The 2,265-nt window shown below is 68.4% G+C and carries 2 protein-coding genes; both read left to right on the top strand.

All coding sequences use genetic code 11. From position 1 onward, the window contains the following. The coding region (locus LLG88_07985) for a hypothetical protein (GenBank protein MCE5246842.1) at window positions 1–548 on the top strand (548 nt) is incomplete at its 5' end. A gap of 88 nt (window positions 549–636) precedes the next feature. Further along, window positions 637–2,265 (top strand): DUF3857 domain-containing protein (locus LLG88_07980; protein MCE5246841.1); only part of this gene is annotated, 1,629 nt, incomplete at its 3' end.

Genomic DNA, 2,265 nt, shown 5'->3' with positions numbered 1-2,265 from the left:
AGCCGGAGCAGGAGCTGCGCGACGAGTGGGCGGACCTCAAGCCCGAACGGCGCGCGGAAGAGTTCTTGGGGGACGAGCCCGGCTCGCCCGCGGAGGCGAAGGTCGAGACCGGCGACGTGGACGACCTGTCGGTTCCGTACGGGGTGAAGTACTCCTTCGCGCAGGCGGACGCGGCGCTGGCGTCGGACGGCAAGCTGGTCGTGCGGCCGCGCGACGTGATCGGCAAGCGGCTCGGCCTGCCGCTCGACGAAGAACGCCGCGCTCCGCTGTGGTGGCCGCGCCAGTTCAGCATCGCCGTCGAGGAGACGTTCGTCGCGCCGGAAGGGTACAAGGCGGGCTCGCTGCCCGAGGCGAAGAAGCTGAGCGGGCCGGGGCTGTCGTTCGAGGGAACGTGGCGCGCGGGCGCCAAGCCGAACGAGCTGGTCTACGCGGCGAAGGTCGCGGTGGAGAAAACGAAGATCCCGGTGAAGGACTATCCCGCGGCGCGGGCGTTCGCGCTCGAACTACGCAAGGCTCTGGCCGCGGAAGCGACGTTCGAAGGGAAGTGACACGAGGCTCGGGCGCGGCGGCGGCGTCGGGGCGCCGCCGCGCCCGGGCGACTGGACGCGTCGCCGCAAGGGCGCGCGGGGGGAATCGATGAAGTCAAGAACGCTGTCGCTGGTCGCCGCGTCTCTCGCCGCGGTCTCGTCCTTCGCCTTTGCCGACGCTCCGCCGGCCGCTCCGCCGGACATCTCCGCCGAAATCGCGGCCGCTCCCGCCTACGTCGAACTGAAGGAAGGGAGCTGGCGCTTCGAGCGGTACGAGAGCGCGGTCACCGTCAAGAAGAGAGTGAAGATCAATACCGCCGAGGGGGCCGCCGTCGCGAACCAACAAATCGTCTCGTACCAAGGAGACGACGAGTACTTCTGGCACCTCGTCTCCTTCTCCGCGCGGACCATCAAGCCCGACGGGACGGTCGTCGAGGTCGGGCCGGATCTGCGGCACGACGCGACGGAGCCGGTGAAGAAGGACGTCGCGAGGCACGTCCTGACCTGGACCTTCCCGGCGGTCGAGGCCGGCGCGACGCTGGAGTGGGAGTACGAGATGCGGCGAGGGTATGCTCTCCCTTGGCCGTGGTGGGAAATCCAGGAATCCCTGCCGGTCAAAGAGGCGCGATTCACCGTCTACGGCAAGCGGATTTCCTGCCAGCATCCCGACGTTCAAGGCTATTCGCGCTCGGCGGTCGCTCCTTGGTGCAGCCCCGAGGGAGACGTCGGTTCGGAGGGCGAGTTCGACGTCTTCCGCTTTAGGTGCACGCAAGTTCCGGCCTTCCGACGCGAGCCGCTGTCGCCTCCGGACCATGATCTGCGCCTGCGGATGCTGTTCACCGGCACGTTCAAGGACGTCATCCCCGACCACGAGTGGGGTCGATGGACGGATCAAGTGCGGTCGCGCCTCGCCGCCTTCCCGTTCTGGCGGCGGAACGCCAGGGCGCTCGCGAAGGCGGAGTTTTCGTCGGGCACGACGCAGGAACGGGTGGAGAAGATCGGCTGGTGGATCAAGAAGAACATCCAGATCGTCGATGGCCCTGCCGGCGGCGAGTACCTCGACAAGCTCAACGGCAACGCCGACGAGATGCTCGAGACGCGTCGGGGGACGGCGACCGAGGCGCTGATGCTGACCCGCATCCTCGCGCTGGAAGCTGGACTCAAGTCGTATTTCGTGATGGTCGCGGACGGCACCGACGAAACCTTCCGCCCCGATCTTCCCGACTTCACCCAAGGGCGGCATTACGTCGTCGAGGTGATCGACAACGGCGCCCGCTGGTATCTCGATCCGTCTTGCCGACGTTGCCGTCCGGCGATCCTCGAGTGGCGTTACGCCGGAGGGCGAAACGCCGGCATGCGGCACCAAGACGACTTGAAGGTTCTCGAAGGGACGCGGGAAGTCCCGGTGGACGTGCCCCCGTCCCCGGCGAGCGTCAACGTCCTCTCGCGCCGCGAGCGGATCGAGCTGGCGGAGGACGGGAAGGGCAAGGTCGCCGGCGAGGCGACGTGGGGCGGGCAGCCGGAACAGGAATTGCGCGACGCGTGGGCCGAGGCGAAGCCGGACCGGCGGGCGGATGAGTTCTTGAAGGACGAGCCGGGCGCGCTGTCGGAGGCGAAGGTCGAGACCGGAGACGTGGACGACCTGTCGGTTCCGTACTTGGTGAAGTACGCGTTCGCGCAGGGGGACGCGGCGCTGGCGGCGGGCGGCAAGCTCGTCGTGCGGCCGCGGGACGTGATC

This window comes from bacterium, assembly GCA_021372775.1.
Lineage (GTDB): Bacteria > Acidobacteriota > Polarisedimenticolia > J045 > J045 > JAJFTU01.
This window is presented reverse-complemented; position numbering and strand designations above follow the sequence as displayed.